The organism is Rhodoferax sp. (assembly GCF_028715765.1).
Lineage (GTDB): Bacteria > Pseudomonadota > Gammaproteobacteria > Burkholderiales > Burkholderiaceae_C > Rhodoferax.
The window spans coordinates 54,158-68,777 of sequence record NZ_JAQURE010000007.1 but is presented as its reverse complement, the minus strand read 5'-3'; the positions used below and the strand labels follow the sequence as shown (position 1 = coordinate 68,777).

12 protein-coding genes are annotated in these 14,620 nt (G+C 57.1%); 9 read left to right on the top strand and 3 right to left on the bottom strand.

What is annotated here, in order from left to right; translation table 11 throughout:
• Positions 1–5: 5 nt before the first annotated feature.
• Genes PHT20_RS04380 through PHT20_RS04355 form a run of 6 tightly spaced genes read left to right on the top strand, consistent with a single transcriptional unit; the run spans position 6 to position 9,729 of the window.
• Positions 6–2,714: a serine/threonine-protein kinase gene (locus PHT20_RS04380; RefSeq protein WP_301019573.1), complete on the top strand. Its 2,709-nt coding sequence runs from the start codon at positions 6–8 to the stop codon at positions 2,712–2,714.
• 8 nt (positions 2,715–2,722) lie between these two features.
• Positions 2,723–3,526: a Stp1/IreP family PP2C-type Ser/Thr phosphatase gene (locus PHT20_RS04375; RefSeq protein ID WP_301019572.1), complete on the top strand. Its 804-nt coding sequence runs from the start codon at positions 2,723–2,725 to the stop codon at positions 3,524–3,526.
• Between the two features lie 39 nt (positions 3,527–3,565).
• A complete protein-coding gene (locus PHT20_RS04370) occupies positions 3,566–4,192 on the top strand; it encodes an FHA domain-containing protein (protein WP_301019571.1) in 627 nt (208 codons plus the stop codon).
• 41 nt (positions 4,193–4,233) lie between these two features.
• Positions 4,234–6,495, top strand: a complete 2,262-nt coding sequence (locus PHT20_RS04365) for an adenylate/guanylate cyclase domain-containing protein (protein ID WP_301019570.1) — start codon at positions 4,234–4,236, stop codon at positions 6,493–6,495.
• Between the two features lie 2 nt (positions 6,496–6,497).
• Positions 6,498–8,870, top strand: a complete 2,373-nt coding sequence (locus PHT20_RS04360) for an ATPase, T2SS/T4P/T4SS family (protein WP_301019569.1) — start codon at positions 6,498–6,500, stop codon at positions 8,868–8,870.
• A 4-nt stretch (positions 8,871–8,874) separates the two neighbouring features.
• Positions 8,875–9,729: a M48 family metallopeptidase gene (locus tag PHT20_RS04355; RefSeq protein ID WP_300087765.1), complete on the top strand. Its 855-nt coding sequence runs from the start codon at positions 8,875–8,877 to the stop codon at positions 9,727–9,729.
• An 8-nt stretch (positions 9,730–9,737) separates the two neighbouring features.
• Here PHT20_RS04355 and rsmI read toward each other — a convergent pair whose 3' ends face one another.
• Positions 9,738–10,676: a 16S rRNA (cytidine(1402)-2'-O)-methyltransferase gene (rsmI, locus tag PHT20_RS04350; RefSeq protein WP_301019568.1), complete on the bottom strand. Its 939-nt coding sequence runs from the start codon at positions 10,674–10,676 to the stop codon at positions 9,738–9,740.
• 2 nt (positions 10,677–10,678) lie between these two features.
• Between rsmI and PHT20_RS04345 the strand changes: the two genes are divergently transcribed.
• The 3 genes from PHT20_RS04345 to PHT20_RS04335 are packed head-to-tail and all read left to right on the top strand — an operon-like array spanning position 10,679 to position 12,389.
• Positions 10,679–11,071: a YraN family protein gene (locus tag PHT20_RS04345; RefSeq protein ID WP_301019567.1), complete on the top strand. Its 393-nt coding sequence runs from the start codon at positions 10,679–10,681 to the stop codon at positions 11,069–11,071.
• Between the two features lie 41 nt (positions 11,072–11,112).
• Positions 11,113–11,709 carry a phosphoheptose isomerase gene (locus tag PHT20_RS04340; RefSeq protein ID WP_301019566.1) on the top strand — a complete coding sequence of 199 codons (597 nt, stop codon included), beginning with the start codon at positions 11,113–11,115 and terminating at the stop codon, positions 11,707–11,709.
• A complete protein-coding gene (locus PHT20_RS04335) occupies positions 11,709–12,389 on the top strand; it encodes a BON domain-containing protein (RefSeq protein WP_301019565.1) in 681 nt (226 codons plus the stop codon). Before PHT20_RS04340 ends, PHT20_RS04335 begins: the two co-directional genes overlap by 1 nt.
• 111 nt (positions 12,390–12,500) lie before the next feature.
• Here the strand turns inward: PHT20_RS04335 and PHT20_RS04330 are convergent, their stop codons facing one another.
• The gene (locus PHT20_RS04330) at positions 12,501–13,418 is read right to left on the bottom strand and encodes an NAD(P)-dependent oxidoreductase (protein WP_301019564.1); all 918 of its coding nucleotides are present in this window, start codon (positions 13,416–13,418) and stop codon (positions 12,501–12,503) included.
• A 54-nt stretch (positions 13,419–13,472) separates the two neighbouring features.
• Positions 13,473–14,609, bottom strand: a complete 1,137-nt coding sequence (locus tag PHT20_RS04325; RefSeq protein WP_301019563.1) for a PilT/PilU family type 4a pilus ATPase — start codon at positions 14,607–14,609, stop codon at positions 13,473–13,475.
• Between the last annotated feature and the right edge of the window lie 11 nt (positions 14,610–14,620).

Genomic DNA, 14,620 nt, shown 5'->3' with positions numbered 1-14,620 from the left:
CGATGGTGTCAAACTCCAAAATAACTTCATTTTTTCGCTCGGATGCGCTGGTGGCCTTGGTGTTGGTCATGGCCGTGGTGGTGCTGCATTTTTCAACCGACACCATCAGCACCCTGGAGCGACGTTTTTATGACTTTGCCAGCACCAGCACATCGCGCCAGCCATCGCCACAGATTGCCGTGATCGCCATTGATGACCAAAGCATTGCCAACATTGGGCGCTGGCCCTGGTCGCGGGATGTGCATGCCAAGCTGATTGACCAACTGGCTCAAGCCAAGGCCAAAACCATAGTTCACACGGCCTTCTTTTTTGAGCCCCAAGTGGATCGGGGTCTGACTTTCATTCGGCAAATGAAAGAAGTGTTGCTGGCTTCAAGTGTCAGTCCAGAAACCGAAGTGCAGCACCAGGCTTTGTCAGAGGTCATTGCCAAAGCCGAGTCTGCACTTGATACCGATGGCCAACTGGTGAGCAGTTTCAAAGCCGCGGGCAACGTGATCGTGCCCTCGGTTTATCAGCTGGGTCAACCCCAAGGCAATCCAGACGTGGCGCTGCCAGACTTTGCAAGCCGCAGTGCAGTTGAAGAAAACCTAGGTTTTTCGCTGCCGGCCAACAAAGGCCAGTGGCCGATGGCCAGCTTGGGGCAAGTGGCAGCAGGCGTGGGTCACCTGAACCAGATTCAAGATGTGGATGGCGCCGTCAGGCAAGAGCCGCTGTTGGTCAATTATTTTGGTCACGCGGTACCTTCGATGGCCTTGCTGGCAGCGCTCAACAGCTTGAACTTGACCACCAAAGACATCACCTTGGTGCCGGGTGAATCGGTTCAAATAGGCCGCCTGCGCATCAAAACCGATGCGCAGGCGTTGATGCAGCCCCAGTTTTACCCCAGCAAAGACGGTCGGCCAGCATTTGTCGTGGATTCTTTTTATGACGTGCTCTCTGGCAAGATTCCAGCGGCCAAATACGCGGGCAAGGTGGTGGTCATCGGTGCCACTGCCGCGGGTGTTGGAACCCAGTTTCCGGTACCTGGCAACCCCGCGCTGTCACCGGCCGAGACCATTGCACACATCACGTCGAGCATTTTGCAAGAGCATTTCATTGTGCAGCCGGCATGGAGCAGCTGGGTGGGGCCTTTGCTGCTGTGCGGGGTCAGCTTGTACCTGATTTTGGCTTTGCCCAGACTCTCTGCAGGTGCCGCTGCAGCGGCCACCAGTGCGATGTTTTTGCTGTTGCTGATTGCGGAATTTGCTTTGCTTTCAAGCCAGGCGGTTTGGCTGCCACTGGTGTTTCCTGCTACTTTGCTGGTGTTGGGTCATTTGGCTTTGACGACCAAGCGCTTTTTGTTCACCGAGGCGGGCAAGATCAAAGCCGATGAAGAGTCAGCCGAAACCAACCGCATGATGGGTCTGGCACTGCAGGGTCAGGGGCAGCTGGACATGGCGTTTGACCGCTTTCGCCGCGTGCCATTGGCGCCTGACGTGATGGACAACCTCTATAACCTGGCACTTGACTTTGAGCGCAAACGCCAGTTCAACAAAGCGCAAACGGTCTATGAACACATGGCCAGCTTCAACGCCGGTTTCAAAGACTTGAAGGTTAAGCTCAACCGCGCCAAAAACCTCTCTGAAACGGTGATGCTGGGCGGTGGCAGTGCGCACCCGGGCGGCACCCTGTTGCTGACCGAAGGGGCGGTTGAAAAACCCATGCTGGGGCGTTATCAGGTCGAAAAAGAGCTGGGCAAGGGTGCCATGGGTGTGGTGTATTTGGGCAAAGACCCCAAAATTGGTCGCGTGGTGGCCATCAAAACCCTGGCACTGAGCAACGAATTTGAAGGCGACGAGCTGGTCGATGCCCGTGAGCGCTTTTTCCGCGAGGCTGAAACGGCTGGGCGGCTGCAACACCAGCACATTGTGACCATCTTCGATGCCGGGGAAGAGCATGACCTGGCCTACATTGCCATGGAATTCCTCAAAGGCAAAGACCTGACCGAGTTCACCAAAGCGGGGCATTTGTTGCCTGTGCCGCAAGTGATTTCCATCGTGGCGCGGGTGGCGCAGGCGCTGGCTTATGCGCACAGCCAACATGTGGTGCACCGCGACATCAAGCCAGCGAACATCATGTATGAGGCGGCCAGTGACACGGTCAAGGTCACAGACTTTGGCATTGCCCGCATCACAGACTCCAGCAAAACCAAAACCGGGCTGGTGCTGGGCACGCCCAGCTTCATGTCGCCCGAGCAATTGGCTGGCAAACGGGTGGACGGTCGCAGCGACCTGTATTCGCTCGGGGTGATGCTGTTTCAGTTGCTCACCGGTGTGCTGCCGTTCCGTGGCGAGTCCATGACGGAGTTGATGTACAAAATTGCCAACGAGGAAGCGCCTGATGTGTGCACTGTGCGCGCTGACCTGCCTTTGAGTCTGGCTGCAGTGGTGCAACGCGCCTTGATCAAAAACCCACAGTTGCGCTATGCCGATGGTGACGCGTTTGCCAAAGACCTCAACGCGGTGTTGGCAACTTTGGCAGCAGAGCCCACGGCCGCACCCGCTTTGCCGCCCCAAGCTTTGAACCAGGCCAGCGCACCGGCTTTTGAGAAAACCCAAACGTTTGCCGCCACCGTACCCGCGACAGGTTTGTCTTTTGAAAAAACCGATGTGTGGCCTGCTGCGGCGGCTTCCCCCCATCCCCCCAAAGCAACACCCCCTGATCTGGAAATTTAAGCTTGTCTATGAAATTCAAATTTTTTGCACTCACCGATGTGGGGCGCGTGCGCACCAACAATGAAGATGCGGTCACTTTTGATGAGTCTCACGGTGTGGCAGTCTTGGCAGATGGCATGGGCGGCTACAACGCAGGTGAAGTGGCCAGTGGCATGGCCACCGTGTTCATGAAATCAGAACTGGTGCGCTGGTTGTCGGCTGGCGCGCAAAATGCTGATCCAGCACACATTGGCAAAGCCATCGACATCTGCGCCCACAAAGTCAACCAATCTATTTTGCAGGCGGCCATCTCCAACCCTCAGTACACCGGCATGGGCACCACGCTGGTAGTGGGTGTTTTTCAAGCTGACCGAGTGACGCTGGGGCATGTGGGCGACTCACGTTGCTACCGTTTTCGTTCAGGTGAACTGGTGCAGCTCACCAAAGACCATTCCATGCTGCAAGAGCAGGTGGATGCTGGTTTGTTGACGCTCGAACAAGCCGCTGTGGCGCCTGGCAAAAATTTACTCACCCGTGCCTTGGGCTCCGAAGAAGTGTTGCAAATGGACGTCAACACCTATCCGGTGCTGGCCGAAGACATTTATTTGATGTGCTCTGATGGTCTGACAGACATGCTTGACAACGCCGACATTGCCAATGTCTTGAAAACCGCTGCCACGCTTGAAACCACTGGTGCCGAGCTGGTGGCGCAAGCCAATGCCAAAGGTGGACGCGATAACATTGCTGTACTTTTGACGAAAGTTTTGCCGACTGACGTGCCAGCCGGGTTGATGTCGTCACTGTTTGGCCGAGCCAAGCACTCAACCACATGAAAAATCGAGTTTTAAACCACAAAATTTCAGGAGGCCATCATGCCAAAGCTCATTGTCACGATTGATGATGTTGTGATCAAGGAAGTCCAGCTGACCAAAGATAAAACCACGGTCGGCAGACGTCCTTACAACGATATCGTGATCGATAACCTGGCGGTCAGTGGCGAACATGCCGTTCTGTATTTGGTTGCCGGCCAGGTCACTGCGGAAGATGTGGGCAGCACCAATGGCACTTTTGTCAACGGCAAAGCCATCAAAAAGCAACTGCTGGCGCATGGTGATGTGTTGGAGCTGGGCAAGTACAAACTCAAGTTTGAAGGTCATCCGGTGGCTGATGATTTTGAAAAGACCATGCTGGTCAAAGCCCGACCCGCTGCATCGCCCGCGCCCGTGATGCCTGTTGAAATTCATGGTGCCATCAAAGTGGTGTCGGGACCCGCGGCCGGTCGAGAAATGACCTTGACAAAAATTGTCACTACCATTGGTAAACCAGGGGTGGCTGTGGCGGCCATCACCAAAAGGCAACATCATTTTCAGATTTGTCATGTGGAAGGCGGTGCCCAGCCCAAGCTCAATGGTGTGTTGGTGGGCAGTGAGCCGGTGGTGCTGAAGTCGGGAGACCAAATTGAGCTGGCTGGAACCCAGATGCAGTTCATTCAGTCTTGATGCGCCTTTGATGTATTAGCCCCCTGTCAAAACCGCCCACCATGCAATTCATTAAACGGCATTGGCAGCGCTTGCTGCTGTCATTGCTGCCGCTGTTGCTGGCTTTGATGCACAGTCTGGGTGTGTGGCATCTGGATGCAGTCGATCGGCTCGATGCCATGGTCTATGACGCACGCTTGCGCTCTGCCATGCCCAACACCCGCGATGAGCGCATTGTGATTGTGGATGTGGACGAAAAAAGCCTGGCTGAATTTGGTCGCTGGCCTTGGTCTCGCAACAAAATAGCCGATCTGACCCAGGCGCTGTTTGGTCAGTATCACATTGCTTTGCTTGGTTTTGATGTGGTGTTTGCTGAACCTGATGTCAGCTCTGGCTTGAATCATTTGAAGGGGCTTGCGGCGCAAAAACTCAGCCATGACACCGAGTTTTTGGCGCAGTTTGAGCAACTAGCGCCGTCTCTTGACTTTGACGCAATGTTTGCCAAGTCGCTGCAAGACCGCCCTGTGGTGATGGGGTATTACTTCTCGAGCGATCAGCAAGGGCGCACCAATGGGGTGTTGCCAACGCCAGTCATGCCGGCGCAAACGCAACCGAATCGCAGCGTGCCGCAGCTTGATTGGAGTGGTTTTGGATCCAACATAGCCACAGTGGCGCAAGCCGCACCCTTGGCAGGTTTTTTTAACTCACGCACAGATGCCGACGGTGTGGTGCGAGTCTTGCCACTGGTGGCAAGGTATGCTGGGCAGTATTACGAGTCTTTGGCTTTGGCCATGTTTCGCCGTCTGGTGGGTATGCCACAAGTCACACCTGGTTTGCCAGCGCAATTGCGCCAAGAAAGCACCAACCCGGTGTTGGAAAGCATTGTGCTCAAGTGGCCAGATAAAACATTCACTATTCCTGTGGATGACGCTGGGGGCATCTTGGTGCCATTCCGTGGCAAGGGGGGGCCTCAGGGCGGGTCTTTCAAGTATGTGTCAGCCGGAGATGTGTTGTCAGGGCGCGTACCCGCAGCGCAGTTGAACGGCAAAGTTGTGCTGCTGGGAACCACCGCACCAGGCATTGGCGATGTGCGTGCCACTCCCGTCAGTGCCGTCTACCCAGGCATTGAGGTGCAAGCCAACGTGTTGAGCGGTTTGTTGGATCGGCGTTTTCTGGTCAAACCAGCGCATTCTGGTAGTTATGAAGCGCTGTTGATTTTGGTGGTGGGCTTGGCGTTGACATGGGTTTTACCCATGTTGCGCGCGCCGTTAGCGGTGACCTTGAGCTTGGCAGTGTTGGCTGCGCTGTGGGGCATCAACGGGTGGTTGTATCAGTCCTACAGTCTGGTGTTTGGACTGGCTGCCGTGTGGTTGATGGCAGCGGCCATTTTCATTTTGAATGTGGGCTATGGTTACATGCTGGTAGCGCGCTCGCGCCGCGAGTTGATTGCCTTGTTTGGCACCTATGTGCCACCAGAAGTGGTGCTTGAAATGGTCAAAGACCCTGACAACTACAGCATGCGTGCCCGCAGTGATGAGCTCACTGTGATGTTTTGTGACATGCGTGGGTTTACTGAAATGTCTGAGCGGCTTGAGCCGTTGCAACTGCAGCAGCTGCTCAACCATGTCTTCTCAGAGCTGACGCAGGTCATTGGTGCCAATCGCGGTACCGTCGATAAATACATGGGCGACTGTGTGATGGCGTTTTGGGGTGCGCCCATTGTTTCGCCCACGCATGCCCAGTTGGCAGTGAAAACCGCGCTTGAAATGGCGCAAGTCATCAGCCGCATCAATCAAGCCTATAAAACCGGTGCTTTTGCCAATACCGGCTTCGACATTGGGTTGGGCATTGGGCTCAACACCGGCCAGATGTTTGTGGGTGACATGGGTTCCAACATTCGACGCAGCTACACCGTCATTGGCGACGCCGTGAACCTGGGTTCCCGGCTCGAAGGCCTGTGTAAAGTCTATGGCGTGAGCGTGGTGGCCAGTGAGTCCACTCGGCTTTTGGCCAGTAACTTTGTCTGGCAAGAGCTTGACCTGGTGCGCGTCAAAGGCAAGCAGCAATCCATTGCCATTTTTACGCCATTGACCACCGTCGGGCAGCTCAGCAAAGAGAAGGCGCGTGAATTGGCGCTGTGGGATGCATTTTTAGCAGCTTACCGGGCGCAACATCATGAAGAGAGCAGTGAATTGATTGCCCAGCTGCAACGCCTGGATGGCAGCAAAACGCTTTATGTGTTGTATGCCCAGCGCGTCACTGCACAGCAGTCTCTTCCCCAATTGCCTGACTGGGACGGCGTGACCAATTTCGAGACCAAATAAGCATGACACCTGGCATTAAATTTCACGGCGGAGAACGTGCGGGCATGACCTTTGAGGCTCTTTTTTACAAGCAGCTGCAGCATGTGACGGCGCAAATTCATGAAACCGTCAACATCGAGCAGATCATGCTTGAAGCCAGCCAAGATATTTGCAAGTTGTTCAACTCCGACCGGCTGACGCTGTATGTGGTCAACGACGACCACACCGCCATTGTGTCCAAGGTCAAAACAGGGCTCAACAGCAGCCGCGATCTGAAGCTGCCCATCACCCCGCAAAGCATTGCGGGTTACGTGGCCTACAGCCGCAAATTGCTCAACTTGCCAGATGTTTACGACGAAGAGTCGCTGAAAAAAATTCACCCGTCGCTCACGTTCCTCAAAGAGGTTGACAAGCGGTCTGGCTATCGCACCAAGCAAATGCTGGTGGCTCCCATTGTGGAGGGCGCCACCTTGTTTGGTGTGTTGCAGGTCATCAACAACAAAAGTGATCAAACGTTTGGCGAGCTTGAGGTGGAAGGCGTCTCTCAGCTTTGCAAGACTTTGGCCACAGCCATTCGGCATCGCATTCACGAGGCACAAGAGAGTGTGCGGCGCATGGTGACCAAATACGACGGTTTGGTCTCTGACGGTGTCATGACTGCGCAAGAGTTGCAAACCTGCCTGCAAGAAGCCCGCACCGAGGGTGCCCCAGCAGAACAGGTGTTGATTGCGCACTACCAGGTGCGCCCGGCTCAAATTGGTGCGTCATTGGCCAAGTTTTTTGGTGTGCCTTACGAGCCATTTTCTGAGGGGCGCATTCGTGCCGAAATGCTGCATGGCGTCTTCAAGCGTGAATTCATTGAAGAGCAGGGTTGGGTGCCGCTGGAAGAGTCACCCGCGGGCTTGATCATCATGTGTCTGGACCCTGAGGCTGTGCGCAGCTCCCGCATCGTGGCACAGGTGTTCCCCAAGATCACCAAATTTGTCTACCGGGTCACCACCCACAACGAATTCAAAGACACACTGGGTCAAATTTTTGGGATTCAAGCCACCGGCGGCAGCATTGACGAAATGCTGGCTGACATGGATAGCTCACCCATGGACGACGGCAGCAACGACGATTCGTTGGAGTCTGCTGCGGCAGACAACGAGTTGGTCAAATTTGTCAACAAAGTCATTTTGGATGCCTACCACCAGGGTGCCTCAGACATTCACATCGAGCCCATGCCAGGCAAGCTCAAAACCGGCATTCGGTTTCGCATTGATGGCTCTTTGCAGCCCTACATTGAAGTGCCGGCTCACTTTCGCCAGGCCATGGTCACGCGCCTGAAGATCATGTGCGACCTCGATATTTCAGAGCGCCGCAAGCCGCAAGACGGCAAGATCAAGTTCAAAAAATACGGTCCGGTTGACATCGAACTGCGGGTGGCTACCATTCCTTCTGCCGGGGGGGTGGAAGATGTGGTGATGCGGATTCTGGCCGCGGGCGAGCCCATACCGCTTGAAAAGCTGGGCCTGACGCCGCACAACATGGCGCGTGTGATCCAGACCATTGAAAAACCCTACGGTTTGTTTTATGTCTGCGGCCCCACGGGTTCGGGTAAAACCACCACGCTGCATAGCATTTTGAAACACCTCAACACCCCAGACACCAAAATCTGGACGGCTGAAGACCCGGTGGAAATCACCCAAAAAGGGTTGCGGCAGGTGCAAATCAACAAAAAAGCCGGCATCGACTTTGCGTTGATCATGCGGGCGTTTTTGCGTGCTGACCCCGACATCATCATGGTCGGCGAGTCGCGTGACCATGAAACCGTGGCCATGGGGGTCGAAGCCTCACTCACCGGGCATTTGGTGTTCTCCACCCTGCACACCAATTCAGCGCCAGAGTCCATCACCCGCTTGCTTGACATGGGCATGGACCCCTTCAATTTTGCCGATGCCCTGCTGGGTATTTTGGCGCAGCGCCTGGCTAAAAAACTGTGTGTGTGCAAAGAGGCTTATGTGCCTGATGCGCAAGAGTTGCGGCTGTTTGCCACCGAGTATGTCGAGGAACTGCGTCACTCAGCCGTCTGGAAAGCCGACTTTGAGGGCGAAATGACCAAACTCTTGCAGCGCTGGCAGCAAGAGTTTGCAGACAACGGCAACATCAAGTTTTACCGCCACACCGGTTGCGACAAGTGCAACCAAACCGGCTACAAAGGCCGCGTCGGGCTGCATGAGCTGTTGATCGCTAACGACGCCATCAAAAAATTAATCCAGGAGCGCGCCCGTGTGGCTGACGTGTTTGCCGCAGCGGTCGAGGGTGGTATGCGCACCCTGAAGATGGATGGTATGGAAAAAGTCATGATGGGCTTGACCGATTTGAAAATGGTTCGCTCAGTCTGTATCAAATAACGCCATGACCTGCACTTCATATTGTTCCTGTCACCAACGTCGCGCCTTGCTTCAGGCAGGTGGTTTGGTGTGGCTGGTGCCCGCGCTGGGCTGGTCGCAAACCGCACCGCATGAAGGTGTCAACGTTGGCGGCAACTCGGTGTTTACCAAGCTGGTGTCAGCCCAAACCATCGAGGCATCTGCCGCACAGCAATACACCCAGATGCTGCAGCAAGCGGCTGGTAAAAACGCCCTGGCGGGCAAAGATCACCCGCAGTTAAGGCGGCTGCGCGCCATTGCCCAAAAAATCATCCCGCATGCCATGGGCTGGAACCCGCGTGCTCAGCAATGGCGCTGGGAGGTGAACCTGATTGGCAGCAAGCAGATCAATGCGTTTTGCATGCCGGGCGGCAAAATTGCGTTTTACAGCGGCATTTTGGAGCAGCTCAAACTTACCGACCATGAAGTGGCCACCGTCATGGGGCATGAAGTGGCGCACGCCTTGCGTGAACACGCCAGAGAGCGCATGGGCAAAAATGCCGCGACCGGCATCGGTGCCAATTTGCTCAGCAGCGTGCTGGGGTTGGGGCAATTGGGTCAAACGGTGACCAGTTACGGGGCACAACTGCTCACTTTGCAGTTCAGCCGCAGCGACGAGTCTGAGGCCGATCTGGTGGGCATGGAGCTGGCTGCCCGGGCGGGTTTTGACCCCCGTGCGGGTGTCAGCTTGTGGCAAAAAATGGCGGCAGCCAGCAAAGGTGCACCGCCCCAATGGTTGTCCACCCATCCGTCTGGCACCACCCGCATTGCCGACATTCAGGCCAACCTGCCCAAGGTGTTGCCGCTTTACCAGCGCAGCACTGGCCAGCCAGCCAGATAGCTGACCGATTAAGCTGCTGGCTTTTTAAGCTGCAGCGCCTGTTCATACAACGCGTTGCGTGGCTCACCGGTGATGTCTGCGGCCAGTTTCACAGCAGTTTTCAACGGCAATTCGGCCAGCAACAGTTGTAGCACGCGGGTGTCTGCCGCTGCTGCCTGGGGTGCCGCCACGGGGTGCAACACCAGCGCAAATTCACCGCGCAGGCGGTTGGCATCTTGTGCCAGCCAGGCCGGAAAATCTTGTGCTGCCAGGTTGGCAATGTCTTCGAACTGTTTGGTCAACTCGCGCCCCACCGTCAGTTGGCGTGTGCCCAAGGTGGCCAGAGCCGTGGCCAGGGCTTCAATGCGGTGCGGCGCCTCCAGCAACACCACGGCGCGCAACTCGCCAGCAAGTGCCGCCACAGCCGTTTGACGCTCGGTGGTTTTGCTGGGTAAAAAGCCCACAAACACAAATTCACCATGCTGCTGAATACCCGGCGCAATACCGGCGGCGCTCAACGCTGTGATCACGCTGCTGGCACCGGGCAGCGGCACCACCGGCAGGTGAGCCAGGCGCACCGCCTGCACCAGTCGGGCGCCCGGGTCGCTGATGGCCGGGGTGCCTGCATCACTCACATAGGCCACGCGCGCGCCTTGTTGCAGGCGCTCAACCACCACCTGCGCACCTTGTGCCTCGTTGTGTTGGTGCACTGCCAGCAACTGTGCGGGAGTTTTGTCAATGCCATAGGCCCGCAGCAGCGCTTGGGTGTGGCGGGTGTCTTCACAGGCCACCACATCGGCCAGCTGCAGCACATGCAGCGCGCGCAGGCTGATGTCTGCCAGGTTGCCAATCGGTGTGGCCACCACAAACAGCGTGCCCGGCCGATAATTCTGGTTGCCTGCCGCCTCCAAGGCTGCACGCAACGCCAAGGCGTAACTGGCGCTTACCGACAACACAGGGTGTGACATTGATGGGGTTTCCTCAAACAAATAAATTGGCCGTGCCGCCCAGCACCAAACAACGCGGTGATGCAGCTGAGAACGCCGCTCTGGCGCACTTGCAGCAGGCGGGCTTGCGCTTGCTGGTGCGCAATTATCGAACCCCCGGACGAGGCGGCGGTGAAATTGACCTGATCATGCGCGCGCCTGACGGCACTTGTGTGTTTGTGGAAGTGCGCCAGCGCAGCACGGCCAGCCATGGCGGTGCGGCAGCCAGTGTCAGCGCGCTCAAGCAGCGCCGCATTGTGTTTGCCGCGCGCCATTATTTGATGCGCTGTGCGAGCTTGCCGCCATGCCGTTTTGACGTGGTGGCGGTTGAATATGGCGCCATCATCTGGCTGCAGGGCGCTTTTGACGCGGCTTGAGTCTGCCTTGAGCGCCATGTGGCGCGGGTATCATCACGGCCATGCTGGAACAACGAATACAACAACATTTCATCGACAGTGCCGACCTCAAATACCAGGCGGCACCACTGCTGAGCAAACCCATTGCAGATGCCGTGCAGGCCTTGCTGGCTTGCGTCACCAGCGGTGGCAAAGTGCTTAGCTGTGGCAACGGCGGTTCGGCGGCTGACGCACAGCACTTTTCTGCCGAATTCGTCGGGCGTTTTGAGCGCGAGCGCCCCGAGTTGGCTGCCATTGCCTTGACCACCGACAGCTCCATCCTTACCGCCATTGCCAACGATTACGACTTCAACGTGATTTTTTCACGCCAGGTGCGGGCGCTCGGCCAGCCCGGTGACGTGTTGCTGGCCATCTCCACCAGCGGCAACTCGGCCAATGTGCTGGCCGCCATCGAAGCGGCACACGAGCGTGACATGGTGGTCATTGGCTTGACGGGCCGTGGCGGCGGCAAGATGAGCAAAGCCCTGCGCGACACCGATGTGCACATTTGCGTGCCCCACGACCGCACCGCCCGCGTGCAAGAGGTGCATTTGCTCACCCTGCACTGCCTGTGCGATGCGGTTGATATTTTGTTACTTGGCGACCAGGAATCTACATGATGAATCACCTCACACCTTCAGTCAGCACCAAGCGCGTGCTGACCACCTTGGCCTTGGCCATCACCGTGGGCAGCAGCTTGACGGCCTGCTTTCCGTTGGCTGTGCCCATGATGATGGGCGGCGCCATGGTGGGTGGCGGCTTGGTGGCCACCGACCGGCGCACCTCGGGCACCCAGTTGGAGGACGAAGGCATTGAGTTGCGCGCGGCCAGCCGCATTCGTGACAACCTGGGCGACCGGGTACATGTCAACGTCACCAGCTACAACCGCCGGGTCTTGCTCTCGGGCGAGGTGCCCAGTGCGCAAGACCAACAGCTGGTGGAGCAAGTGGTCTCAGGGGTGGAAAACGTCCAGGCTGTGGTCAACGAGCTGGCCGTGTTGGGCAATGCCACTTTGGGGCAGCGGTCTTCAGACACCTTGGTCACCGGCAAGGTCAAGGCGGGCTTGGTGGATGCCAAAGACCTCTATGCCAACGCCTTCAAGGTGGTCACCGAGCGCGGCACCACCTACCTGCTGGGGCGTGTCACCCAGCGTGAAGCCGACCGTGCCACCGACATTACACGCGCTGTCTCTGGCGTGCAAAAAGTGGTGCGGGTGTTTGAGATCATTTCAGAAGACGAGCTGCGCAACCTGCTGCCGCAACCCGCCCCAGACGACGCCAAAGCGAAGCCAGCACAGTAAGCAAGCGCACTGAGGCGCAAAAGCCAGAGCACCGCAGAACCGGCTTTGCCGGGCTGCAAGGTGTTGCCCCCGGGGGGAGACGCGCCGCCAGGCTCGGCTCAGGGGGGATCGTTATTTCAGGCGTTTGATCAAGCTTGAGGTGTCCCAGCGGCGGCCACCCATCTGCTGCACATCGGCATAAAACTGGTCAATCAAGGCGGTGGCTGGCAAGCGCGCACCATTGCGCTTGGCTTCGTCTAACACCAGCCCCAGGTCTTTGCGCATCCAGTCCACCGCAAAGCCAAAGTCGAATTTACCCGCCACCATGGTTTTGCCACGGTTGTCCATTTGCCAGCTTTGCGCTGCGCCTTTGCCAATCACGTCCAGCACCAGGTTCATGTCCAAGCCCGCTTTGTCACCAAAGGCAATGGCTTCGGCCAACCCCTGCACCAGCCCGGCAATGCAAATTTGGTTGACCATTTTGGCCAGTTGCCCGGCGCCGCTTTCGCCCAGGTAGGTGAAGGCTTTGGCAAACGCCATGGCCACGGGCTGCGCCGCTTCAAACGCCGCCAGATCACCACCGCACATCACGGTCAGAGCACCGTTTTGCGCCCCGGCTTGGCCGCCAGACACGGGGGCATCGACAAAATGCAAGCCCTGGGCTTGGGCGGTGGCATACAGCTCACGCGCCACGTTGGCGGAGGCCGTGGTGTGATCCACCAGCACGGCACCGGGTGCCATGCCGGCAAAAGCGCCGTCTGCGCCCAGCACCACGCTGCGCAGGTCGTCATCATTGCCCACACAGCAAAACACCAGCTCAGCACCTGCGGCCGCCTGGCGTGGCGTTGCGGCCGGATTTAATGTGGCATTTTGGCTTGTAGCGCCCGTGTATTCTGTGCACCAAGCTATTGATTTTGAAGTGGTTCGGTTGTATACCGTGACACTGTGGCCGGCGCGCGCCAGGTGGCCAGCCATGGGGTAGCCCATCACTCCCAGGCCTAAAAAGGCAACGCGGCGGGTAGGGGTGGGGGCATAAGTGCGAGTGTTCATGAGGCGTTTGAGGGGATGAAGTGGATAAAAAAAGCTTCCTTGGGATAAGGCAGGTTACATGATGGTCAGGTTTTCGGTGCCAGCGGCCAAATCCTGGCGCTTGCTGCGCTGGCTGTTGAGCTTGATTTGCAGGCGCAAGTCGTTCACGGAGTCGGCGTTGCGCAGGGCATCTTCGTAGGTGATGAGGTTGGCCTCATAGGCGTCAAACAGTGCTTGGTCAAAGGTTTGCATGCCAATGTTGCGGCTTTTTTTCATCACCTCTTTGATCTCGGCCACTTCACCCTTGAAGATCAAATCAGAAATCAAGGGCGAGTTGAGCATGATCTCGACCATTGCCACTCGTCCCTTGCCATCTTGCTTGGGCAGCAGCCGCTGTGATACCAGTGCCCGCAAATTCAGCGACAAATCCATCAGCAGCTGGGCACGCCGCTCTTCAGGAAAGAAGTTGATGATGCGGTCCAGCGCCTGGTTTGAGCTGTTGGCATGCAGTGTGGCCAGGCACAGGTGACCGGTTTCGGCAAACGTCACTGCGTGCTCCATGGTTTCACGGTCGCGGATTTCGCCCATCAAAATCACATCCGGCGCCTGGCGCAAGGTGTTTTTCAGAGCCGCGCCCCAACTGTCGGTGTCAATGCCCACCTCGCGCTGGGTCACCACGCAATTTTTGTGGGCGTGGACAAATTCAATCGGGTCTTCGACGGTGATGATGTGGCCAAAAGTGGTTTCATTGCGCCAGTCCACCAACGCCGCCAGCGAGGTGGACTTACCCGAGCCGGTGGCGCCCACCAGGATGCACAGCCCACGTTTGCTGTTGACCACGTCTTTCAACACCGGTGGCAGTTTCAGGCTGTCAATGGTGGGCAGCGTGCTGGGAATGGTGCGCAACACCATGCCGACCTTGCTTTGCTGCATGAAGGCATTGACCCGAAACCGCCCCAACCCAGGCGGGGCAATGGCAAAGTTGCATTCTTTGGTGCGCTCAAACTCAGCCACCTGCTTGTCGCTCATGATCGAGCGCGCCAGCGCAATGGTGTGGGTGCTGTTGAGCGGCTGGGGCGACACCTTGGTGACCTTGCCATCGACCTTGATGGCCGGCGGGAAATCGGCGGTGATGAACAGGTCGCTGCCGCCGCGACTAATCATCAGCTTGAGCAGGTCGGTGATAAAAGAAGTGGCTTGATCGCGTTCCATGAAATGTCCTT